Below are 23,554 nucleotides of genomic sequence, written 5' to 3'. Positions count from 1 at the left end.
TTTGCCCGGAGGTCTTCGGAGCGCCGGGAAAGCTGGGCGCTCACATCCCGCGTCCCGAAGACGCGCGGCGCCAACCTGTGACCGCGCCGCTCCCGATCACTACGGTTGACAAAGCGGGATCAGAGGAAGTTCGGGGGCGTACGACTTTCCGCCGTACGCCCCCGGAAAGGTCGCTGACTGGTCCCCAGCTACACGATACTCTCCCCTTACGGGACTGGCCTCGTGCCACGGCGCTCGCCCAGACCAATGCCTCCCCCAAATTCCAATAGGTTAGGCATCCTATGTTTAAGGACCGTGAGGCGTGCGCACGGTCCGCGGACGTCGCCATCCACCACCGAGAGGTGGCGTGTCATGCTCTGCGAGTCAAGATCTATTGAGGTCCGACGAGCGCCAGCCCGGTTACGGAGACTGGCCCGAACGCCTCCCGGAGCGAGAGCGCCGAATCCCTTAGGGTGCTTCCGGTCGACGCGGAATCGTCCACCACCAGGAAGCGGAGGCCGCTGGGCAGGGTGGTTCCTGGCTTTGCCTCCACCGTCCGAAAGTATTCCCTTACCTCACTCGGCAGCGCCTTCACCGCGATTTCAAGGTTCGGATCCAGCTTGCGAAGGCGACCGAGCGCTCCGCGATACTTGGCTTGCCGCCCTCCGGGTCCCGTGCCAGGGAGGGGCGCGCTACCGAGGACCGCTCCGATCGTCCTCTTCCGGAGCGCCTCGACCAGCATCGCTCCCGGCCCGAGAAGCCCCACCGCGAGACGTGCCAGGCACAGGGGAACACCGGAGGAGGAGGGAGCCGGAACGACGACGTCGAACGAGCCGGGAGCGAATCGGCGTGCCGCGATGGCGAAGCCGCGGCGTTGCAGTTCCAGAAGGCTCCGGGACTCGACCTTGTACCCCTTGGTGCCTTTGAGCGCGTACATCAGGGGAATGCCGTCCTGGGCATCGCCCCTGAGGCTGCGACGGAAGACGCACTCGACAATCACACTGTCGCCGACCGAGAAGTTGTAGCAGCGTCCACCCGCATCGGTGACCAGCCTCCGCTCGTGGGCATCGGTCAGGGTGACCACCTTCTGAGGCGATATATCGAGACCCAACCCGGCATTCCTGTGCAGCGACGGGACCTCCGATACAGCCAACCGCCGTCGGGCGGGAGAGGCCGCAGTGCCCTACCGTCCAGGAGCCGCGCCCCCGGTCGGGCATCCGCTCAGGCGAGCAGGCCTCGCAGCAGCCGGATCGGGTCCGACCTCGACGCCCGCTGTCGCCGCGTCCAATGCCCCTTGGCGCCCTTGAGGCAGTCGAGGAGCACCCGCTCGACCGAGGTCACGAGGCCTGGTGCCCCTGTCCACATTCCCGTGCCGACGGGCAGGCCCTTTGCCTCCTCAGGCCGATGCACGAGGACCAGCGCCCAGATCTTGGGACGAAGGACGATCTCGAGAGCGCCGGGCAGCGACCCGCCCGTCAAGGAGATCACGGCATCGAAGGTATGGCGCGCCTTACGCTGGACGGCCTCGGGTCCGAGACGCTCCTCCCGGGCACGGCAGAGAAGGATCGCTCCGTCCACGCTGTGTGCCGCCCTCCGGGCCAGGTCCGCGCCGAGATGGGCGAAGGCGGACCCCACGCCCCATAGCGGCATCGACGGCCGTAGCCAGAGCAGCGGGGCATCCGGAAGGGCGACTTCGCCCTCGCGCTCGACGGCCGCCTCCATGAGCTGCTGTCGGACCTGAGGGGATATGGCGGAGCCGCAGAGCAGCACCGTTGGCATCTGGGCATCCTCAATCCTCGGCTGGGAGAGCGTAAGCCTCGCCCACTGCGAGGGACGATACCGGGAGAGATGCTTCGCAAACGGCAAGCCTGTGGCCTCGAGGCATCTCAAGGCGAGGTGTTCGTCCCCGGGGGAGGGATCGTCCCCCACCTCCCGCCTGACCGCTGTTATCAGCTCGTCCCTTGAGCGCTGTCGTCCCGTCCGCTCGAGGTCGGCGAAGTCCAGGTCGACCCAGCTGGCCGGGCCACCCCCGAGCCGGACGGGTATGGTCAGCTCGCGCCGGAAGATCGCCTTCGGCTCGACCTCTATTACGGAAGGCTGCTTGGGCAGGGGAAGCTCTGGATTGAACTGTGGACGTCCGTGCCAGAACTCCGTGAAGTTTCGCTCGAACGCCGACCTTGCGGCCTGGGCGCCGTTGGCCGCGCGTTCACGCTCCCGAATCGAGAGGAGCGGAAGCGCGGCCGCGGGATGGACCTTGCCGAGCGTCGGATCCAGGAGGTTGAAGGAGACCTTGTCGAAGGCGACCGTCTCGACCTGCAGCGAGGGAGAGGACAGCATTGGGGTGTCGTGCTCGTCGTCCGTACCGGTGAAGGCCCGTACCGCGGCACGACCGAGCGAGAGGCGGCCGCTCCGTTCTGCCACGAGTTCGCTGTCGGACAGGAAGCTCAGGAGCACTGACAGCTCGGTCGCGTTCCAGCCGAAGAAGGCCTGGAAGTCCTCCATCCGCATCGGCTCGGCCATCCTGAGGAGACGGAGGGCAAAGTCGTAGGGCGCAGGCAGGCGTTCGCCTACGATCGCTTCATATCGGATGCGATAGTTCTGGCATGGAAGACCGAAGGACAGCGTGTCGACCTCCACTCCTTCAGCCGGGAGATCGCTACCAAGGCGAAGGACGCCGTCGCTCAAGACCGCACCGTCGAGGCCGGAAGTATTCTCCGCTGACGCCACAGGTACCGCGCCACCGGCAGGAGCGCGTTGCCTTCGAACGGACGTTCGAACGTCGAGAGGGAGCCGACGATGACGAGGCGTTCCATGGCCCGCGACAGGGCCACGTTGACCCGTCGGAAGTCCGAGGCATGCGCCAGGGGGCTGACGCTGCCCCGGTGGCCGGTCACCCGTCCGGGCGCATGGCGCACGAGGGAGACGATCACGATCCTGTTCTCCTTGCCCTGGTAGGAATCGATGGTGTCGATCCGGACGAGGCGACCGAACTCGTCGGACCAGTCCTCCGCTTCGAAGGCCGCCTGAAGGGCCTTTTTCTGGGCGGCGTACATCGCGATGACTCCGATCGCGGGCTCGTCCCTCTTGAGCTCGCCCGCCGCGGACACGGCTCCCCAGAATCCGCCCTGCCTCGAGAGCTCCCGAAGCAGGTTCATGACGATGCGGACCTCCGTCGCATTGGACCGGCTGAACCCACCCGATTCGCGCCTGTCCCGCACGTTTGACTCGCGCGACGTGTCGAGCCAGACGGCCTCCCGATCGAGGGGGGCGGGGAGCCTGGCGTAATGGGCGGGTGGTGGTCCGCGGCCATCCTTCAGCATGATGTCCGGGTAGAAGCAGGCGGAGACCAGCTTCCGGATGGCGGGCGCCATGCGGTACTGCCGCCGCAGGCGCTGGCCCGACGCGCTGCCGTATGCGGACCGGAACGCCCTCTCAAATTCGCTCGTCGCGAAGACTTCGTGGGCGGTGCCCGGAGCGTCCACCAAGCCGAGCCGCTTGGCGGCGAGTTCCGCCACCTCTCGTTCGTAGAGCGGAGGGAGCTGGCGATGGTCGCCGACGAGGATCGCTCGCCGTGCCGATTGCAGCGCGACTGCCAGCTCGCCCGGGTCGCACCGGGCGGCCTCGTCGATAACGACTAGGTCGAACTCGGTACCGACCACATTGATAGCAGGTCTGCCGATGCCCACGCAGGTTCCGACCACGACCGATCGCGTCCTGGTCAGGAACTCCTCCATGCCAGGACTTCGGCCCGCGAGCGACCGGGACCATTCCCACGACAGGCGGATGACGCCGGACAGCCTCGCCACCGCGTCGAAGTCGTCCACATCGTGACGGCGCATCAGCTCGCGGACGAGGGAAGCGAGGATACTCCCTGTCGCCGTCGGCAAGGTGGACGTCCAGCGACTCGCGGCCCCCTCCAGGGCCTTGGTCAGGGACGCGAGAGTCCGCTCCGTGACGGAGCGATCCTCGGCATCATCGACCTCCAGGTCCGCCCGTCGCCGCTCCAGCGACTGCTCAAGACGCCCAACGGAGGACTCCAGTTCGACGAGTTCGCGGCAGAACCCCGGTGGAAGACCGAAGTCCGCACCGATGCGGATCACCCTCCTGGCCGTCCGGGCCGACAGCGACGCGTCGAGTCGCTCGCGGATCTGGTCGGCATGGTGGGGGAGGAGCGCTCCCGTGAGGCGTTCCGCCTGACCCACCCTGAGCAGGTCCAGCGGGTCGTCGAGGTCGGCCGAGACCTTCAGGATGCGCTCGGCGACGTTGTTGGCGGCCTCGTGGCCCTGACTGACGACGAGGATGCGCGGCATGCCGCCACGCCGGACCGCCCAGTGGACGAGGGCGCCGATGAAGAGACTCTTCCCCGTCCCGGGAGGCCCCTGCAGTAGCCCGACGGGGCCGCGGCGGAGGATTTCCCTCAGCGCGGAACCCTGCTCGTCGTTCAGCCTGTAGCGCTCGAGCTCGGCCTTATCGGGCAGGGGAGTTGGGAACTCCACGGGATCGAGGCGCAGGCGCTCGTCGAAGTAGTCCACGAGGCGCGGCATCAGCGCGGCGTCCGCCACGATGCGGGTGACCGCCATCTGTCGCCGCTCGAAGCTGGCGCGGCTGTTCGCCTCCCTGAGTTCCAGGCGATCGCCGCTGGCGACGGCGGCCCTGTGATGGACCTGCCTGAGAACGAGCCGGGTCGGCTTGGAGGCGCTGACGTCGAGGTCGCCGATCCGGCGGCTCCCGAGGGTGACCTTCACGCGATCGCGGTTCGCGAACTCGTACGCGAACTCGCCAGGCTCGACGTCGATGACCTGCGCGCCGGTCGCTTGATCCTCGTACAGTCCGCCCGTCGCGATGACATATGGCAGGGCCTCCTCTTCGGCGGCGATCACCGCGTGCCATCGATCGCGGGAGGACGCCTCCGCCGTGAGCGGCGGTGGCGCCTCGACCTCCGACCCGATTTCCTCCTCGGCCGCAGGATCGCCCGCCTCCGCCACTTCGGCCACGTCGACCTCAGGTCGCCTGGCGTCGAGCGCTTCCGCCACCGCCGGAAGCTCCAGGAGGGGATACAGGCCCTGCTCGGTCCACCGGTCCGCCTGCTGGAGCTGGATCACGCCCCTGATCGTCGCGACCCGGTATCGCTTCGCCCAGTTCAGGTGGTGCGGTTGTATTTCGACCAGCTCGCAGTAGGAGGGCTGCCGATCACTCTCGAAGCGCAGACGCAACTTCTGGTCGAAGCCGAAGATCTCGAGGGTGCCCTCGCCGTGGCCTATGACGACATGGAACTCGCGGTTGTCCCCGAGGAACTCCGCCCTATTCCGCAGATCAATCACCCCGATCGCGAGGGTCATCTCGGGAGCCTTGGGATCGATCGTCCGCTCCAGCTCTCGCAGGAGGCCGTCCAGCGCCTGATGGCCCTGCTCGACCCGACCGGCCGCTTGGATCAGGCGGCTCCCTAACGACGGTCCCTCGGGGGAGAAGCCCGCCCTGGCCAGCAGCTCCGCCACGATCGCCGCGACCGCGAGCGCATCGCGCGCGACGGGTGACGGTCCCTCGGCGCCGTCCTCCGTCGCGCTCAGGCGAAAGAGGCCGTCCAGGACCGGACGGGCGTCATCTCCCCTCCCGACGACCAGGATCTTCTCCGAGGACAGCGATCCGTGGACGATCCCGTAGCCGTGCATCTCTTGAACGGATCGGATGAGTGCCGCCGCCACCGCGATGACCTCCTCGGGAGGGTCGTCGCGGAGCTGGTCGAGGGTACGACCGTCCGGCTGGCGGGTGACCACGAAGGCCCCGGCCTTTCCCCAGCCGAAATCGACGACCTCCGGGGTCCACCCCGTTCCGAGCCGCCTCAGCCGATCGGCCCTGGACATCAACGCCAGGAGGCGGACACCGGACGCCTCGTCCCGCTCGACGCCCGCCCAAACCACGACGACGACGCGTTCGGCATCCGACCCGGAGACCCATCCATGCCCTTCGGGCACCTGGACGAGCGCGGTCGGCATCCATCTGAGATAGGGTAGGGTCTCGACATGCCAGACCGACAGGGCGCTCCAGAGCCCCGCCACGTCCGCCTGCCGTGTCAGGACGTCGTAGTCCGCGTGCATCTCCGGCGCATCGGTGAAGCGCCGGTCGGGATCCCGCTCGAGGGCCCGTCGGAACCATGGTGCCAGCTCCGGGGGGATCTCCGGATGGAGTTCAGCCGGGAGCCGCGGCAGTCCCCCATCGGAGGGGATGTCCTCGCCCGTGAGCATGCGCCACGCGATCATACCCAGGAGGAGGACGTCTTCCGAGAGTGGCTGCGGTTCGGTCCCCTGACCTCCTCCGGGTAGCGCCGCGCCGCCGAGCAGGAGATCGGCGCGTGGCACGGGACGGTCTGCCTGCCCCGGAACCGCCGCAGCGCCGAATGCCGAGAGCCGAATCCGTCCGGTGTCGGGCTCGAACCACAGGCTGTGACGTCCGAGATCACGGTGAGCCACGCCCAGCCGGTGGAGCCCCGAGGCGACGGTCAGCAGAACGGCGAGGAGCTCCAGGCGCTCGGCGATCGGCCGATGGTTTCCCCTGCCCAGGTGATCGAGCAGCCTGCGAGCCGACCTACGCAGGTCGAACACCTGCCAGAACTCCATCCCGTAGTCCGGATCGAAATGCCGCAGCGGCAACGTCGACTTTGCCGCGAAATCGTCGTCGCCTGCCTCGAGGTAGGCCAGCACGTCGCCCTCCCTCCCCACAGCCGCACGCCGGTGGCCTTCGGCAGAGACTGGGGTGGGGAGGCGCTCGCAGTCCCAATATCTCAGGAGGCCGTGGCGTTTGGACTGCTTGTTCTCGCAGCGGTACTCCTTCCAGGCGGGCGGGCCGTGGTCCTGGAGGGCAGGGCCGTCTGCGACGTATCCCTCGAACGATGCTTCTCGCGGGATGACCGCCCCGCCCCCCGTGAACCACTTCCGAAGCCAACCGGCGGGCTCCTCCCACGTGAGCGGCTTGTCCAAACGCCAGCCTCGCGGCTTCAAAGGGTACACCGCTTCGTAGGCAGCCTGGTTGGTGATCACATGGAGGAAGTCGCGAAGCAGCCTTGTGTTAGCCTTGTCGATCTCCGGTAGGCCCGAAATGTCTGCGCCCTTATGGGTGAACACGATATGACCCTCGACGTGAGGCGTCGGTGACAGGGGCTTCACCTCTCGGGCGAGCAGATCCCTGAGGACAACGGAATTCTCGTTGATCTTGGTGGCAGCGGACCGTTTCCGGCGAGCGGAGCCAAGATACCAAATGCCGCCATTGCTCGTGACTGCCCCGTCCCAGTCCTTCAGATCGATGACGAGAATCCGATCGTGGGTTACCAAGACCACGTCGAGCTCGCGTCGCTGCCCGTCGGGCGTGTCGTTGCGGATCGACAGGTTGGTGAAGCCGAACCAGCTACGGCAGAAGGCGTTTTGGGAGAGGGCGTCCTCGATCGCCTTGACGCCGCTGACCTCCCTTGGATGAATGCCCTTTGGATCGAGACGCTTGAGTATCACATCCACGGAGGCGACCCTGGTAGCCGGTTGCAGCGAATCGAAGCGACGTTGCCCGGACGGACCATACCATTAGTCCCGGCCGTCCTCGAGCGCCGACGATCGCGAGCTCGTCGACTCCGTGGAGCGGGAGATCGCCTGACTAGTCGGGCAGATCCGGGATTTGGACCGCTAGGAGCCTGTCCCCGTGACCGAAGGGGACCGGCTCCTGGCGATGGAGTACGTCCGGTCGCTGAACGAAGCCGACGCATTGCCGCTTCGGTGATTCCGGATCCAGGCTAACCCTAATCCCTTGTAGAGGTTGACCGGTGTTGAGTTGACCGGATCGGGACGCGCGGGACGACCTGCCGCCTGTTGCGCTGTATCAGTCTGGTCCTCCGTCCAGCCCCGTCTTCCCCTCGTCCGCTTTTGCTCTCGCAGGAACGACATCCCGTCCCGGGCACACGCTGGGTCGCCTACTCGAGATCGTTCTTCGCCGCCTGCTCGTCCTGCCGGATGGCCTGTCCCAGGTAGTCCTCGGCGATCCCTCGAAGCAAACGCGCCGCGTGCGGGAAGTCTCGCCGCATCATCGCAGCCCACTCCGTGTATCGGGCCGCCTCCGCCCTCTCCAGTGCGCCTCCGTCAAGCAGGCCTCGCGATGTCGCCCCGCGTCCGTTCATCACGCCAGTGTGGAAGCCCCGGTCGAGATCCTCGGCCCGCATCGCCCCCAGCACCTGTCGAACCGCCCGGTGCGGCCACGCGCCGTCGCCGGGATCGTCCGGCGACTGGGCCAGGAGCCTGCCAATGGTCAGATCGCCCACCGCGGCCCTATCGGCCTCGGCGCACAGGCGCCTCGCCTCGACGACCCATTCCTTCAGGGCGGCCGCATTGATGTCCCCGGAGGCCTGTCCCGGCAGCGGCGACATCCAGCAGGAGAGCAGTTCATCGGCCTGACGGGCCCGTGCAGCGCGTACCTCGAGGGTAGCGGCGCCGAGGTCCGGCTCGACCGCCCGGTCCCGCCTCAGGAACTGTATTCGGATCAGGCTCACGAACACGGACGGATTGGCGGCAAGCCCCGCATGCAGCAGGCGCGGTCCCCGCTCCGTCCCGACGAGGAGTTCGAGATACGCCCACTCGAGCGCCATCACCGCGTCACCGTCCACGCCCGGGGCGCGGTCGATCTGCCGAAAGAGCTGTTCGACCTCCCACTGAAGGTTCAGGAAGGCATCCGCCCCCGCGTCGTTCACCTCGTTGACGAGGCGTTTCGCCAAGCGCACGAGGAGCGGCCCCGGCAGGTTCGGCGCATCGGGCCGGGTAACGAGCATGAGTGCCGTACTCGCCCTCCCAACCTCCAGGAGACGCTCCAGCGCGTGGGCATGGTCGGCCGCAACCGCACCAGCCTCGGGGATTGCCCATGCCCACCGCCAGTAGAGGTTCTCCACCTCCGGTCCGAACGCCTCCAGTCGACGCCATGTGTCGGCCGTCTCGGGCAGGACGCAGTGAAGGGCCGCCAGCGCCGGGGCCGGTAAGGCTCGTGCCAAGGCGACCGCTACCCAACGGTCCAGCCACGCGGAACCGAGATCCGCGTACTTCCGGCGCGCGTAGCCGTCGAGGAGCGGGGGCACGCCACCGAGATCCGCTGTCGGCAAAGCCAGCATGGCATCCGTCAGCGCCGCGTCCTGCGCGACGTCCGTCGCGTCCGCCAGGGCTGCCCCGAATGCGGCCGCGGCAGGTAGCGCCGAGGCCCACGTTGTGAGGGCCGAGGCCTCCATGCTCGCGAGCAGGGACCGTGCGGCGTCGGAACGCCGCGCCTGCACGGTCCGCTCGTATTCGCGCCAGTCCGGCGCCCGGCTCTCGGCGAGCTGCGGCTGACCCTTCTGGAATAGCCATTCGACCCGGCCGAAGGGGTCGGAGGGGGCGAGCCGATCGTGCAGGCTTTCGAGAGCGGCTTCCACGCCTTCCGCCAGCGGTCGCCCGCCGCGACGGGAACGAAGGCGATGGAGGGCCCCGCGCACCGCGTTCCAGGTCGCGACCCGGTGCAGCGCCGCCATCGTCGGATCGGGCAGGCCGAGGCGCGTGACTACCGCGTGTTGTATCTCCCCCGGCAGGAACTCCAGCCGCGGCAGGATCTCCAGCACCCTATCGACACCGCCAGTCTCGACGAGGTCGCGGAGCCTGCTGCGCAGGGCCTCCTGGAACCCGGCGCGATCCTCGCCGGTCCAGGACATCCACCTTTCGGGCTTCGCGGGCAGATAGACCGGCGGATCGTGCAACGTCCGGAAGCCTACCCCTTCGGCAGAGCGGAGAAACAGCCTCCAGGCCGTCCCTGGTGCCTCCCGGATCACCGCTTCGACCGCCAGGAGGCACGCCGCGGGATCAGCGTAGGTATGGGGATCACTGGGCCGCAGGAGGATCCCGGCCAGCGACGCGAAGGGGCGGTTGCCCCACCTCCCTCCAGGATCGAGGACGTCGAGCCGCGCAAGGAGTACGAGGCAGCGCTCCAAATACGCGGGATGCCAGGCGAGGCGCTCCAGCGCCCAGAGCGCACCGGCGTGCCGACAGTGCCCGGTCACGGCGTTTCCGCCACCGTCCGACAGGAGCGACCGCGTCTCGTCCGGATGCTCGACCACAAAGGTTTCCAGGGCGGACAGCACCGCCTCGGGCGCGGCCTCAGCCAGCAGGGGAACCACGCCGTCGATCGAGGCCATGTCCTGCCAGGCCGCGAACCCGGCGAAGACCCGCTCCACCACGAACTCGATTGAGCGACCACATGTTCCGTCCGGCGCAGTCAGCCCGATCCCGTCGCCGTGGTGTGCCACGACCGCGAGCGAAGTCGCTAGACCTTGGCGGAGCCAGTCCGAGTGCGGACGATCCTTCCCAAAAACGCTGGCCATCCATTGCCGGTCCTCGGGGAGGTCGTATCTAGGATCGCGCTCTATGAAGACCGCTGCTGCCGCCCTGCCCATCGCAACCAGGTCGTCCTGTCCGACGTGCTCTCCGAGAAGGTACCACGCATCAAGGGGCGAGGTGAGGCGCCAAACGTCCCCGGCCCGCCGGAGGGGGGCGTCGTCCGAAGAGACCGCCGGGGTCATCGGCGCGACGACGTCCGCGTAGTCCGCGCCGCCCGCGAGGCCAGAGAGGACGGCGCGATCGAGGAGAGACGTCGGTGCGGTGGTGAGAGGGCCTAGTTCGGTCCACCGGACGATGTCGCTCCAGGCTCCCGCCAGCAAGGCCGGGACAAGCGCTCTGCCGCGCCTCCCCGACGCCCAAGGCGGTCGACGCACCGAGGCCGTCACCGAACGCCTCCGACGCAGGACGGCGATGCTGCGTCCGCATCCTTCCGCCACGCCACCCGCGTCCTCGGGCCGGATACCGGCATGCAGCAGGGCTTTCCGCAGGGCGAACCGGTCGAGGCGCGGCAGGCGCATCACCCCCGCTCCCCTTCTGGCGAGGTCCCGGCCGACCCCGAGATAGACGTGATGTCCCCGCGAGAGGGCGAGGCCCGCGTCGGAGAGGGCGGCGTCCGCGATGGCCGCGATCACGAGCGGCTGCCCCCAGTCCGCCGCGGCGCGGAATGCCTCTTCCGTCGTGGCAACGACGCAGCGGGCGAGGAGCCGGTCGCGGGCCGCGTCCGGCCATTGCGTGGAGGCCGCGAGGAGGAACGCGATCGCCTCGTCGGGAACGTCTCCCTGGACCTCAAGGAGTCCGGCCGCTCCCTCGATCCAGGCACGGACCGTGGCGACTTCCCAGCCCCGGCCTCCGAGCAGCATGTCCGCCGTCGTCGCTGGTCGGGTACGGGCGGCCCAGGACGCCCACCAGCCCTCCAGACCATCGAAGGCGGCGGAGGGCGCGATGCGGAGATGCCGGGCGAGCCACAACGCGACCGCGGGAGCCCCCTCGAGCCACTGCTCGATCTCGCCCGCGGCGACGACCCACACGTCCTTCCAGCGCCCCTCGGCCCTCTTCTCCCGGACCCAGGCGTGACGCTTGGGCCAGGATCGCGGCGTGACGAACACGTAGGTCGCGACGGCCGGATCCAGGTCGAGGGGGCTTCCCGACCTCTTCACGTAGTCGTCTTCGGCCTTGCCGCTGGCGGACCGATCCGTCCCCATCTCCCAGCCGGACGCGCCATCCGGAAGGTGCGGAGAGTTCGACACGCAGACGAGGCGACCGTCCCAGCCCTCGTCGGACACGCCGTCTCCACCGGGAAAATCGATGGTCGACACGGATGCCGCCGTCGCCAACACGAGACGACGCATCAGAAGGGGCAGCGTACCCTGGCAGTCCCGCTTCTCGTGTTCCGCCCAGGTCGTGATGTGGCTCGCGGTGATCAGACGCACGTCACCCCACTAAAACAGGTCACGCCGCCGTGGAAGAGACGAGCGGCCACGCCTCGTCCAGGCGACCCGTCGTCCGTCGCGCCGGTTAGCCTGGTGGGCGACAGATCGGGCGTGCGGGGTCGATGGGCGCCCCGATCCGATCGCGACGTCGGTCGGCAACGCTGGTCGCGTGTCGGGCAGGGATGCCTCGAATCGACCGCCCCGAGTTCGTTTCGGTTTGGTCAGCATCCCGTCGGGTCGCCGAGCCTCTCTAGGTCGGCGGCGGCCCTCTCCCGAAGACGTCGGACAGGAGGACACCGCGTCTCGCACTGACCTGCCCTGGTTAGAGGCAGGCCAGCCGGTCCTCTTTCATGGCGTGGCCCCTATCTCCAGTTTGATCCTACGGCGGCAACCCTCCTGTCCTTACGGCATGCCACTACTCCAACGGCGCTCCCTTGGTGGGAGCCGCTGGTATCCGCCTCAGGGCACCCGGAATGGGTGGGAATGCAGGGCTTCGCAGCGACTTCGACATCGTTAGCGGCATTTGGATGATCCGCGGTGCCCAGCCGTCCGATGTGGCCATCCTGAACTGGGAACTGGTGATCCCCGTGATTCGGCACGACCGCGTAAGTTGCTTAATCGTCTCGGTCATGATCCCTGCCCGCCCTTGAGGACTGTGATCTTCCCACTTGGCTCCAGCACTATCAGCCGGGTGTCGGCTACGTCCTCGACGCCCGACTGGCGCAGGGCTTCCTGGAGGTCGGAGTGGCTGATGGACTCACGAAGCAGGGCGGGCGCCTTTGCCCGCCCGTCGCGTGCGAGCTCGATCGGGGTGCCCTCCACGAGGCCGGAAAACCAAGCAGAGCGAGCGGCGACGTTGGCGAGCACCCAGTGCACTGCCATCAACAGGGTGGTGGCAGCCAGGGTGCCGCCGAGAGGGGCGCTGCCGGTCAGAGCTCTGCTGAGATTTGAGCCGACAATCACCGAGACGATGATGTCGAGGGCTGACCACTTGCCGAACACCCGCCGCCCGGCAATGCGGACGAGAGCTAGCCCGTAGGCGAAGACGACCAAGGCACGGGCGCATTCCTGCCACCAGGTGACCTGACCAGTCGGTCCGAACAAGTCGGTAAGGCTCATCGGCCGAGCCCTCGTGCAGGAGGAGGCGTTTCCATGTGAGGTTCAGGCATCGAGCGCTCTCTCGTAAGACAACAGATCGCGTTGCCTGAGCACCAACACCTCCCCTTGAGTTTCCAAGCAGGCACATGGCTGGCTTCGTGCGAGCTCAGGTCACACATGCGCCCGATGGCGTGACCTCACCGCGAGCGGGCCACCTTTGGTACTGTCCCAGGGACAAGAAGGATCACAAGCGAGGAGGCGACTTTTACCACCGCATGGGTACCGGCGCAGTGCAGGACGTGTGTCGCATGCGCCGGACCCTCCCGCTCCTCACGTGCCTGATCGGACTTCCGGCATCCTCGCTATGGTGGTGAGTGCATCTGGCCCACCATGGCCTTTGGTGGGGCGGGCACGGCAGCAACGTATTGGCGAGCGATGAGGCCGCGTTTCCGGACGGGGGCGCCATGTTCCAAAATACGACGGTTTGGATGAGGACCGAGGTGTCTCGACCTCCTCCGCTCGAGACGCGGGCAGACCTTCAAAAGGTCGTCCTGACGCTCGGTGATTACAATCGCCCCTGAATCATTAGGGATCGACAATCCTAAACGGCTCCTTCAACGGACGCAGAACTCGAGCACCACGGCCGCCGAGGTCTGCTAGGTTGCGGGACCCACCTCGCTACGGATAACAATGACCACTAATATCGGCATACGCCAACAATGGTGGGCAGTGTCGTGACCCGTCCTGCAGCCAAGCCAGTTTCATACGCCGCCGCTCCAGTGGCCGACTTTCCCTCCGCCGTGCACAAGCGCGAGATAAACGGCTCAATCGTCCGTTGCGGTCTCGACGGGGTAGATCCCTCTGATGCCTCCCAGGAGTCTGTCCTGTTTGGCGGCGGGCCGAATGCTCCGGCCGTTGTCAGCGACGTGTCGGAAGCCTGTGTTGGGCTCGATTCCGGTACGGGGGGTGCCAACAATCGCACCTCTACCGGCCGTCTCTCCCGTGTGACTTCGGGGCAAAGACTGCCTGGCACCAGTGTCGAAGCGCTTAGGACCGCACTCCAAAGCAAGTTCGGTCAGCCCACCTACACGCTGCACGAGGGACGTACTCTACAATGGATCGGGCGCGATCCTACGAGGGCGGACAGCTCTGCTGTGGTAGTCGTTGCACGTATCGTTGACCGCCGCGGTGGTGGGACGATTCTTGGGATGGAAATCAAGGAATACGTGGATCCCTCCCCGAGGACGGCACCTGCTCCCGCAGCCTCTGCAGCACCACGACTATGAGGTGCTAACGGATCCGGCCCGCGCACCATGACACCCTGCGCTCGAAACTCAAGGACGAGGAGTGGCTGCTGACCGAGTGGTCCGAGGGCGCCAAGGATTCTTCGACGGTACGAAGCTTGGCAAAGCGCCTCCTATCTCGGAGACGTGCGGTAGAGGTCTCGCGTTCAAGGCCTGCTCACTGCGAACCGCAAGACACGCCTGCCCCTGTGGAGCGCCGCGGGGTTGGACCGGGACCGCCTCCGAGTGGATGCGTTTGGCGTTACGGTGCCCTGAACTATCCTGAGCGCCTTGCTGCGGTCCGGCGCGGGGCCGTATTCCGCCTCTACCGCGGAGCAGTAGGAAGGACGTTCGGCGATTTTAACGCGCCCCCGAGCAAAATGCCTACTGCTAGGGCCCAAGTCGTCCACTTCGTCTGAGACCATCTCAATGCGCTGAGGTCGAACCACAAAGCCGAAGACGTCGTTCACGGCGACGGCCACCCGCTTGAGGCAGGCCTCAACCCGTCGCGCAGCCAACTCCTTACCTCCGCATGCCAAGGAGCGGTTTGTCGTCTTCCCCCGGGGTGTCTGCGGTAGCGACCTCCACGGGAACGCTGCCGTTTTGGAGAGCACTCAGACCACGACGCGACACCGTATACTGAGACGAAACGGCGGAGGGCGTTACCCGCACCAAGCCAGCATCTTGCAGATGGCTAAGCGTTGGCCGCAGATCTTTTGCATAAACTTCGAGGGTCTTAGCGATATCGTGGTTGGAAACTGGACCACTTGAGCGGCCGACTTCTTGAAGGACTGTAAAAGCAAAAGCATCTCTGCCAGCTGACGAGAACTCTTTCATTCGCTGATTACGAACTCCGCTGTTGGCCACTCCGCCCAACGCACTGATTGTGCCCAGCATGAGGGCATCCCCGGGTGCAATGCTGGTGCCCGGTGTCGGGATGGTTTGTCGGGAGAACACGATGTGTGCCTCGTTTAGTGTGGATTTTAAGAGCCGTTGAATCGACAACTCATCATCCGCAATGGCCTCCGCAAGAATGTCTGAAAGGCAACCGAGCTGCTTTTCGGCAAGTCGGATCTGCCCCGCCTGGAGGGCCTCGGAGAAACGTGCGGTGAGCTGCGATACTTCGGCCTGGTCGATCGGCATTGACTCTCTCCTTGAATCTCTAAGTGTGAGTTGCGGGTGCTGCAGAACACAAGCGTTTTGTGCAAGAAAATTTGAACTTTCCTGGCGCGGGTAGAGCTCAGGAAATGATGGCATTGCATTTCATGAGAATGGAGCCTCGGCATCTGACCACCCTCGGCTCGAGGGGCTGGCTTTTGGGCGCAGGATTTGGCAGCCCTCCTACTAAAGCTTGAACAGCTATCAACGGCTTCTACGTGATGGTCAATGCGAGGTATGCGGCCCGTAGCGCTATGTATGCTAGGAGAACGTAGTTGGCTAAAATAGGCGTTCATCTCGACTCCCTCAGCGTCGGCGAACTCAACAGCTTGATAGAGGAAGCTAAAGCTCGCCTTGAAGCCAAGAAGGAGGGCGCGAGGGCAGCCCTCATAGAGGAGATGACCAGCAAGGCCGCCGAGCTTGGGCTCAGCCTCGATGCGCTTCTTGGCAAGCAGGCTGCGCCACAGACCACGGTACGTAAGGTACGTGGTGACACGGGGCAGTCAGTGGCCATCAAGTACAAGGGACCAAATGACGCGACGTGGACTGGCCGCGGCAGAATGCCTCGCTGGCTCACAGAAGCTGTTGAACGCGGCGCGAAGAAGCAAGATTTTGCCGTTTGATCGGCATCCCCGCCAGCGGCTTAGCCTCTGAAGAAGCAGGTAGGTGAAGCCTCCTGCGGTGCTGCAGACTGAGCATGCTGGCGAACAGAACGGTCGAAGGCAGATTTTTCCACGTGTAAGTCACACTACAGCCACCGGGCCCTCCCCTTCAGGGCCAATCAGTTCAAGCGCGCCTCTCGCCGTGGCTATCCTAGATACCATTTCGCGCCGCCTCAACTTCAGCGAGCGCGCCCCCTCGTCTACCTTTTGGGCTTACCAGATGAGCACATCTAGTTTGCGCTCCTTCTCCTCCTATCCACCCAGAATACTCTTTACATGCTGGATCCCGGCCGCAAGACGGGCGCATTGCTTCCTCGCAGCCAGCGCTGCCCAGATCCCTTCCCCACCGCCTGGATTTCTTTCTCTGCGGCTTTGACGTCCACAAGGCGTCAAAAAGCGCTGAATTGGAACCTTCCCAAACTTGATTTATGTCCCTGGGTCAACGCAGAAAACTCACGTCAGGCCGGGGTTCCGATTGGCACCGATCGTGACAATTTTCAGTGCTGGGAGGAGGATAGTCGAAGGTTCAGGGGAGGACTACTAGGCACGCTACTCAGGGATCGGCACCGGACGGGTCGCATCATCGAGTGGTGTCGTGACGACACAGCCATAAATGTCAGCCGCGAAGTGGTTCCGGTGAGGGCTTGAAGCCCGCCTTTCGCAGGCGTTCCGCAGCCAGATCTAGGGCGTTCAGCGCATCGTCCCCCCGCCGATCAACCATCAGTGGCTGGATGTCCTTATTGGCTTTGATGGCGGCGCGCACCTCCCGGAGCCACTTGCGGCTCGCCATCGCCACTTGCTTCGAAGGAGCGCCTAACGCTTCCTCGACGGCTAGGCGGTCCGGCTGGCCCAGGATGAACAGACGGCCGAACATGCCCTGCGCCTCCGACACATGATAAAGGTCGTCCGCGTTAGGTGTCCTTCCGTTGGCGAGCTCCAACAAGGCGTCACAAGCGGCAAGGTAGAATGCACCGGCTTCGGGCGTGATCGGCTTGCGGCCGCCAGGATCACGGCAACTGGTCGTATCAGCTTCCATAAGATCTCCAGAGAGCGAACGAAATGACTGGTTTCGTAACAAGCAAGCCGCTTTCCGACCAGTCCCGACGTTTCAGCGGACGGCATCTGCCCCCCCAATTAGCCGAGAGCCCGGCCAAGGCGGCCGCGCAGGCAGCCAGCTCACTCACGCGTGGAAGCTTGGGGGGCCGGTGGTCACGGTCTAATCCGGACCACGAGCGGTGGCGTCGGCGAGAGGAAAACCAGCAGCCCTTCCGTCGCACCGGTGCTCCCCAGATACTGGCTGAGTTGGCCGCAGTACTCCGTCACGGCCTTCTCGCTCGGCGCGACATCGCTCTTCCAGTCGATCACTTGCGAGCAGCCGCCGTCCGGCTCCAGCACCACGGCGTCGGCCACCCCGAGTATCACCGTCTCGGCTCCATCGAGGAGCCGACTCACCGCAACGGGCCACTCCGGCACGAGACGGGAGCGGACGGCCGCTATCTCCGGCACGGCAAGCCCGCGCATCACCGCGTCCGCCATCTCCAAGGTGTCGGCATCGTTCGGCGCCAAAGCAACCTGGGCGAGGAGTTCGGCGCCGCGTCCTGCAAGCGCTTCCTTGGTCTCTGACGTCTCCCCGGTCAGAACCTCCTCCAACAGCTTGTGGAGCACGAGCCCGCGCGCCAGACCGCCCCGCGTTGCACTGACCTCGGCAACACCAAGCTCCTCTCCGACCAAGGTCGCGACGTTCCCCGCATCGGCCTGCTCGGCGAGGTGGGGCGTCAGCCGCCGGAGACGAGGCGTCGCGTCCATTATGCGATCGGCTTCGGCGTCGAAGGTCGTCCGGTCTTGGAGGTTGGGCGAAGCTTCCGGCATCTCGATATTCGCCAAGGGAAACTCATCGCCGAAGCAGGCCATATCCGTGAGGCCCAGTTCGAGCAAGGCGGCCCAGCTCTTCGGCTGGGGGCCGCCCGGCAGCCGGGGCACCATGAGGAGATCCCGCGGACGGGTCGCCGCCACGTACCACAGGCGCTCGCGCTCAAAGCGCACCTCGCGCTCCTCCCGAGTCAGCGCATCGCCGCAGCCCCAGGGGTGGATGCCGTAGACCGCCATGTGGATACGGCCCAATTCGTCGCAGGCGTAGTCGACCGTGCCGGACAGCTCGGAGGAGGTGTTGACCGGGATGACTACCGGCCATTCCAGGCCCTTGGCGGCATGCATGGTCACCAAGCTCACGGACCGCAGATCGGCGTCGGGGCGGGCATCCGGCGACTTGTCGGCCGCTTCCCATCGCTGGCGCATGCGCTCGGCGAAGGCACGGATGCCGCGCACGTCGTAGGCCCGCGACATCTCCAAGAACAGGTCGACGTTGGCGAGGGCAAGTTCTGCGACGCGTCCCCCGCGCTGCCGCAGCTTGGCCCGGACGTTCAGCCTTTCGACAGCACGGCAGAGCAGGATGTGCGGGGAGCAGATGCGCTTGCGTCTCGCCAGGGAGGCAAGCGTGACCAGCGTGCCCCGCAGGCCCTCGTCTGGCACCAGGTCAGGGTCCATGTGCAGGCCGAGCTGCGCCGGGACAGGACGCCCGGCATTGTCCGTCGTCGGCGGCTGCGCCGCCACCGCGTCAAGCAGCACCTCGTCTGGGAAGCCCACCATCGGTCCTCGGAGAAGGGCGCCGAGCGCTAGGCGGTCTCGGCTGTCCGCCAACACGCGCGCGAGCGCAATGAGGTCTTGCACCTCTTGGCGGCGGTAGAAACCCTTGCCCGCCTGTGTCGCCACGGTCAGCCCGGCATCCTCAAGCGCGCGCTCGTAGCGCCACAGGTCCGTGCCCGTGGGCGAGAGGAGCGCGATGTCGCGCGGCTCGCACGGCCGCAGCCCGCCTTCGGCCCCGCGGTCGCGAACCATGGCACTGCCGACGAGCCGCAAGCAGAGCTTGGCGACCTCGTCGGCTTCCTTGTCGCGCACCTCGGCCGCCTTGGGTTTCTCGAGCTCGAGCAAGAGGCCAGCCACGCCGGGGGACTCCAGGAGGTCGTCGCCGTCGGCCGTCAGGTCCGCGAACCCGGCCTGCCCGTCGGCGGAGAGGCAAGGACGGAACCGCTCGTTCACGTACTCGAGAATGCCCACGCGCGACCGGAAGTTCCGCGAGATGGAGAGGACGCTGGACGGGTCGTCGCGCAGCAGGAACTGGCGCGCCCTGAGGAACGCGGCCAAGTCGGCGCCGCGGAAGCGGAAGATAGACTGCTTGGCGTCTCCGACCAGGAACAGCGATCCGCCACGCAGGGACATGTCCGTCCAGGACGTGCCCGCTTCGGCGCTGGCCGGATCCCCGCAGAGATGCCAGAGGATCTCGAGTTGGACGGGGTCCGTGTCCTGGAACTCGTCGACGAGGACGGCCCGGAAGCGGCTTGCTAGCTCGGCGCGGACCTCGGGGTTCCGAGCCAGCAGGAGACGGGTCTTCTCCAGCAGGTCATCAAAGTCGAGCGCGGCCGCGTCCCGCTTGGCCGCATCGAAGCGCTCCAGCATCTGACGCGCCTCGCCGGACAGGATGTGGAGAATGCGTCCAGCGGCGGCCGATCGAAGCTCGCCGTGCGCGTCCCGGCACGCCTCGTAGAGCTTGATGGTCCGGTCGCTGAGTTCGTCGGCGTGCGCCTGGGTGCCCTTGCCTCCGCCGATGATCTTCTGCCAGGCGGTCCTGCTGCTGACCCGCGAAGAGGCGTTGAAGTCGCCGCCTGCAGTGGAGCAGCACCCCGGGGGACGCAGCGCGATGAACCAGGGGAGCGATGCGGTCTCCTCAGTGGGCAGCGCGGCGAGCTGTTCCTCCAAGGCGTCGACGATCAGAGGCAGCTTCTCGATACACCTGCCCGGCGCTAGTTCGGCGACGAAGGCCCGCAGGGCGGACACGGCGGATCGGAAGCCGTCCAGGGCTTCGGCGGCGACGCAGGAGCAGTCCTCGACGTCGGCGCCACGGCGGGCCCGCATGGCCCCGGCGAGTTTGCGGAGCGCGTCGGCCGTGCCGGACGGATCTGCGAGGTAGAGCGCAGCGAACGCGTCGTCGGCTTGCGGCTCCCCGGATAGGCGGTCTCGCAACCAGCCCGCGAACTCGTCGTCGAGCATCAGCTCGGCCGCGTCCTGGTCGAGCAGCGCGGCGCCCGGGTCTATACCGGCCTCGACCGGGTACGGCGCCAGCAGCATCCGGCAGAAACCGTGGATGGTGGTGCAGGCGAGGCAGTCCAGATCCTCCCTCGCCCGCCTGAGGTTCGCGCGTTGCACCTCGTCCGGCCCGCTGGGGAAGGCGGCCTCTAGGTCGCGTGGTACGGCCCCGTCGGCGACCAGGTCCACGAACCGTACGATTCGCTCCCGCAGTTCGCTCGCGGAGAACTCGGTGAAGCTGATCGCGGCGATCTCGGACGGGTGCCTGCCTGTGGCGAGCAGCACCACCACCCGCCCGGCCAGGACCGAGGTCTTGCCGGATCCCGCACCGGCCTGCACCAGCAGGGTCCGGTCGATGGCGGTGAGCGCGGTGGAGCGGGCGGCCGCATCCTCCAGGAGGGCTGAGTCGAGCGGCATCAGGGAACGTCCCAGAAGGCGGTGATGTCTGGACCGAGCAGCTCACGCGCGGCGGATTTCTTGGGGCCGAGCATGGTGCCGGGGACGACGGGCAAGGCGAAGCCGAGGTCGTCCACCTCGCCTTGCGCATTGCTCTTGGGATTGCGTTCGTCCTTGTAGCGGGAGCCCGCCGCCACGCCGGGAAGCGCGAGTCCGTTCAGCATGTTGGCCTCGGCGGCTGCCAGGGCCTGGGTGAGCTTGCCCATCGCGGCCTTCGGATCGTCCAGCGGGTCGTACTCTCCCTCCGTGGGAGCGCCAGCTTCCTTGGAAGGGTAGAGCAGGCCGGTGTCGATGATCGCCTCACCGCTGAGTAAGGCCTCGACGGCGAAAGCGTAGAGGCACCGCTGCACCTCGCGTCCGCCGCGGAGTTCGTAGCGACGCTTGAACCGGCCGGTCTTGTAGTCGACCACCCGTGCCCGCGAGCCGTCCCCGGCCACGTCGACACGGTCGATGCGCCCGCCCACAGTCAGCCCCGTCCCGGGGACCGGTACGGCTGCGGTCGTGTCCCAGGGCGCCTCCTTGCCCTCGGGCCGTGCGAGCGACCCGAACGGGACCTCCGAGTAGGAGCGCTGGCCCGGCAGCGGGTCGAGAGGGTAGAGCAACGCGTTACTCGCGACCGCGCCAACCTCGTCCAGGGTCCGCCGCCAGAGGAGCATCGGCGGGACCGGTTGCTCCTGCTCCCAGCGGATGGCGAGCTCGGTCAGCTTATCGGCAACGAGACGCTCGACGGTCCCCGAATCCAGGGCTGTGCTGCCACGCGGCAGGTCCGGCACCACTGCGTCAAGCACCTGGTGCACCAGATCGCCGAATGCGCGTCCGTCCATCTCGAGCGGTGCGCTGTCGATCTCCGGTGCACGCATCCCGAGGGCGTATGTCCACATGAACCCGATGGGGTTGCGCAGGAGCATGGCCAACGAGGTCGCGGACTGCGTCCGTCGGAGCGCGGCCACGATCGCGGGATGGCTTCGGCGCGCGACGAGGCCGTCGTGCGTGGTAATGTTGGGGTGACGCCATGCGCGCCAGCATTCGTCGGCGCGCCCTGCCTCTTCCGTGGCCGAAAACTCGTCCGGCCGTGCCATCAGCCGGTCCGGCTCACTCATGGCGTGCCGCGGGATGCCGGTGCGGTAGAGGAGCTCCGGCTCCTGCTCGGTAACCAGAGGGCTGACACCGAGCCGCCTGCCGCCTGCCTCGCGGCGGCTGAAGGAACGGACCACCTGCGCCCCGGCCGATGCCTGGATTGCCAGGAAGCTGCGCCGGTCAGCTGCGGAGATCGTGGTCTCCTCCAGGACAAAGCCGTCGAGCACGCGCCGGGGCAGCAGCGGATCCTCGGTCGACGGACGAGGCCAGGACTGGGCGTTGAGCCCGAGCAGCCAGACGTAGGGGCGTGGGCAGGAGGCGAGCGCCGACGCTGGCATCCACATGACGCAGGCCGCTTGGTCGCGTTCGCGGTCCTCGGGCAGGCGGATGCTGGCGAGTTCCCGGTCCAGCGCCGTCGCGGGCGCCTGCATCAGCGCGCGGCGCCAGAGTTCCCTGGATGGCCCACGGAGCAACCGCTCCCCCAGCTCGGCGGCGCCGTCCGGTCCCGCCGCGAGCTTCTCGACGAACGGCAGAATGACCGAAGCGACCGCTTCGTCGCCGTCGCGCCCGAGCGCGTGCCGCCAGTACTCCGGAGCGCCCAGTGGTGCCGAGGGGGGCAGCCTGCGTGACCAGTCAGCGGGCAGGTCCTTGAACTCCGGACTGCCCACGGCTCCGGACAAGGAGACGGCGCGCCGCACCCGTTCGCGGGAAAGGCCGCGCAGCAGCACGTCGGCCAGCGCCGCCGCGGCCTGGCCGTCAGGAGTGTGCAGCGCGTTACGGCCGTGCCCAAAGTGGACAGGAATCAGGCACTCCTCACTGAGCGAGGCAACGAAGTCGTCGTAAGGAGTGGTGGAGGCGGCCGCGATCGCGATCTCGTCAGGCTTGGCGACCCCGGACGCTATGAGGCTACGGGCCCACCTCATCGCCTCGACTACCTCGTGGCGGGGGCTCGCGCAGCTCACCGTCCGTGTTGCCGGGTGCCTGGGTGCCGCGCGGCGGACCTCGACGCCGCTGGAGACGATCCAGGTCGGCACGGGGAATGGCCCGGCGTCCCAGCACACCGGCACGACGGTGGCGAGCCCTTCGACTAGCCCGCGCCAGCACGGCGCGAGGTCCGGAAGGTGCCGCAGCTCGACAGCGCCGACCATGGCTGGCGCATGCTCCAGCCTGCCGAGCGCTCGGCGGACGAGATCAGCGGGCTTCAACTGCCCCTTGGGCAACCGATCGAGCACCGCTGCCTCAATGCGCGCCAGGGCTGCAAGGCGCGGGTGGCGACCGGCATGTGCCTCCAGGTCGAGATCCGCGTCCCAGGCGCGGCGCAAGCTGGTGGCCAGCGTCTTGGGAACGCCGGGAAGGTGCCGGATCTCGGCCAGGTCGCCGAGTTGCTCGTCGGTCGCGGCCCGAAGAGCGTCGGACACGGACTCGACCAGCAGATCGGGCTGAACCGGGCTGAGCAGCCCGCCTGCTAGGCGCGCGGCTAGCCCCTCTATCGGGGTGACGCGTGCGCCGTTACCCGCACCCGATCGTGCAAGGTCCAGCCTCGCCGCCTCGAACTGGGGACGCGCGGCAACGACGATGGTGCGCCTGAGCATGGAGGCCCCTAGTCAACCGAGCAGGGCGACCTCCCCACTACAGGGGCGCAGGGTTTCGTGAGCGACACCTGTAAGTCCAGGAGGAATGCACGCACTACCATCATTAAGTAATTGTTCGTGCTTTGTTCTTAAATCTAAACCAAGTACGTTGTGGTGTCGGTGCACGAGAAAGACGATCGGAAAATCAGATCTATCCTCGCGCGGATAAGCATGCTTCGACCTGGACTTCGGAAGACGTCCCGTGATGAGCGATCGTCACGCTAGACCTCCTAGTGTGATGCTGAAGCCTGTTGG

General features: G+C 66.9%; 10 protein-coding genes. 1 reads left to right on the top strand and 9 read right to left on the bottom strand.

Translation table 11 applies throughout. The features are described 5' to 3' along the window. Window positions 1-370 precede the first annotated feature (370 nt). The 6 genes from EAH89_RS15780 to EAH89_RS15755 form a co-directional block, all read right to left on the bottom strand. Window positions 371-1,090, bottom strand: a complete 720-nt coding sequence (locus EAH89_RS15780) for a hypothetical protein (protein WP_140884655.1) — start codon at window positions 1,088-1,090, stop codon at window positions 371-373. Between the two features lie 110 nt (window positions 1,091-1,200). After that, window positions 1,201-2,664, bottom strand: coding sequence for a hypothetical protein (locus EAH89_RS15775; protein ID WP_140884654.1), 1,464 nt, complete (start codon window positions 2,662-2,664; stop codon window positions 1,201-1,203). Next, window positions 2,661-7,484 (bottom strand): AAA domain-containing protein, encoded by a 4,824-nt coding sequence (locus EAH89_RS15770; RefSeq protein WP_140884653.1) that lies wholly within the window; start codon window positions 7,482-7,484, stop codon window positions 2,661-2,663. Before EAH89_RS15770 ends, EAH89_RS15775 begins: the two co-directional genes overlap by 4 nt. Before the next feature lie 446 nt (window positions 7,485-7,930). Next, a complete protein-coding gene (locus EAH89_RS15765) occupies window positions 7,931-11,794 on the bottom strand; it encodes a hypothetical protein (RefSeq protein ID WP_140884652.1) in 3,864 nt (1,287 codons plus the stop codon). Between the two features lie 627 nt (window positions 11,795-12,421). Continuing rightward, window positions 12,422-12,913: a DUF421 domain-containing protein gene (locus EAH89_RS15760; RefSeq protein WP_140884651.1), complete on the bottom strand. Its 492-nt coding sequence runs from the start codon at window positions 12,911-12,913 to the stop codon at window positions 12,422-12,424. 1,784 nt (window positions 12,914-14,697) lie between these two features. Next, window positions 14,698-15,318: a hypothetical protein gene (locus tag EAH89_RS15755; RefSeq protein ID WP_140884650.1), complete on the bottom strand. Its 621-nt coding sequence runs from the start codon at window positions 15,316-15,318 to the stop codon at window positions 14,698-14,700. Window positions 15,319-15,608: 290 nt separating this feature from the next. Between EAH89_RS15755 and EAH89_RS15750 the strand changes: the two genes are divergently transcribed. Continuing rightward, window positions 15,609-15,956, top strand: coding sequence for an H-NS histone family protein (locus EAH89_RS15750; protein ID WP_140884649.1), 348 nt, complete (start codon window positions 15,609-15,611; stop codon window positions 15,954-15,956). A 655-nt stretch (window positions 15,957-16,611) separates the two neighbouring features. Here EAH89_RS15750 and EAH89_RS15745 read toward each other — a convergent pair. From EAH89_RS15745 to EAH89_RS15735, 3 genes are all read right to left on the bottom strand, one after another. Continuing rightward, window positions 16,612-17,031, bottom strand: coding sequence for a hypothetical protein (locus EAH89_RS15745; RefSeq protein WP_140884648.1), 420 nt, complete (start codon window positions 17,029-17,031; stop codon window positions 16,612-16,614). 173 nt (window positions 17,032-17,204) lie between these two features. Further along, a complete protein-coding gene (locus tag EAH89_RS15740) occupies window positions 17,205-20,552 on the bottom strand; it encodes a UvrD-helicase domain-containing protein (protein WP_140884647.1) in 3,348 nt (1,115 codons plus the stop codon). Next, entirely contained in the window at window positions 20,552-23,260 is a 2,709-nt protein-coding gene (locus EAH89_RS15735) for a PD-(D/E)XK nuclease family protein (RefSeq protein ID WP_140884646.1), read from the bottom strand. The genes EAH89_RS15740 and EAH89_RS15735 overlap by 1 nt, the downstream gene beginning before the upstream one ends. Window positions 23,261-23,554: the final 294 nt, after the last annotated feature.

It is taken from the genome of Muricoccus nepalensis (genome assembly GCF_006438825.1).
Classification (GTDB): Bacteria; Pseudomonadota; Alphaproteobacteria; order Acetobacterales; family Acetobacteraceae; genus Roseomonas; species Roseomonas nepalensis.
This window is presented reverse-complemented; position numbering and strand designations above follow the sequence as displayed.

Bases quoted from the DNA above. Each gene is read 5' to 3' on its own strand.
- EAH89_RS15740 (WP_140884647.1), bottom strand. From the start codon at position 20,552: ATGCCGCTCGACTCAGCCCTCCTGGAGGATGCGGCCGCCCGCTCCACC.
- EAH89_RS15745 (WP_140884648.1), bottom strand. From the start codon at position 17,031: ATGGAAGCTGATACGACCAGTTGCCGTGATCCTGGCGGCCGCAAGCCG.
- EAH89_RS15735 (WP_140884646.1), bottom strand. From the start codon at position 23,260: ATGCTCAGGCGCACCATCGTCGTTGCCGCGCGTCCCCAGTTCGAGGCG.
- EAH89_RS15760 (WP_140884651.1), bottom strand. From the start codon at position 12,913: ATGAGCCTTACCGACTTGTTCGGACCGACTGGTCAGGTCACCTGGTGG.
- EAH89_RS15755 (WP_140884650.1), bottom strand. From the start codon at position 15,318: ATGCCGATCGACCAGGCCGAAGTATCGCAGCTCACCGCACGTTTCTCC.